We start from the raw sequence: 509 nt of genomic DNA on the forward strand, positions 1-509 counted from the left end.
CGCGGTTACCTACGGCAACATCGCCGCCAGCTACAACGCCGGCACCGGGGTGTTGACGCTGACTTCCAGCGGCGGCATCGCCACACTGGCGCAGTGGCAGGCCGCCTTGCGAGCGGTGACCTACACCGACAGTGCCATCACACCCAACACCGCCACCCGCACCGTCAGCTTCAGCGTCAGTGACGGCAGCAAGGACAGCGCAACGGTGACGCGCACGGTGACGGTGGCGGCCACCGACCAGACCCCGATCGCCTCCGCCAGCGGTGGCAGCACGACCTTTACCGCCGGTGACAACACCGCCGCCACCCCGGTGGCGGTGGATTCCGGCATCACGCTGACGGACGCAGACAGCCTCACACTGGCCAGCGCCACCGTGTCCATCACCGGCAACTTCCACAGCGGCGAAGACGTGCTGGCGTTCAGCAACAGCAGCGCGGTTACCTACGGCAACATCGCCGCCAGCTACAACGCCGGCACCGGGGTGTTGACGCTGACTTCCAGCGGCGGCA

At 67.8% G+C, this 509-nt stretch carries 1 protein-coding gene; it reads left to right on the forward strand.

Annotated elements, in window-relative coordinates:
• Window positions 1–509 (forward strand): hypothetical protein (locus NOM06_RS20845; protein ID WP_255913035.1); only part of this gene is annotated, 509 nt, incomplete at both ends.

The organism is Aeromonas sp. JL9 (genome assembly GCF_024436075.1).
Lineage (GTDB): Bacteria > Pseudomonadota > Gammaproteobacteria > Enterobacterales > Aeromonadaceae > Aeromonas > Aeromonas veronii.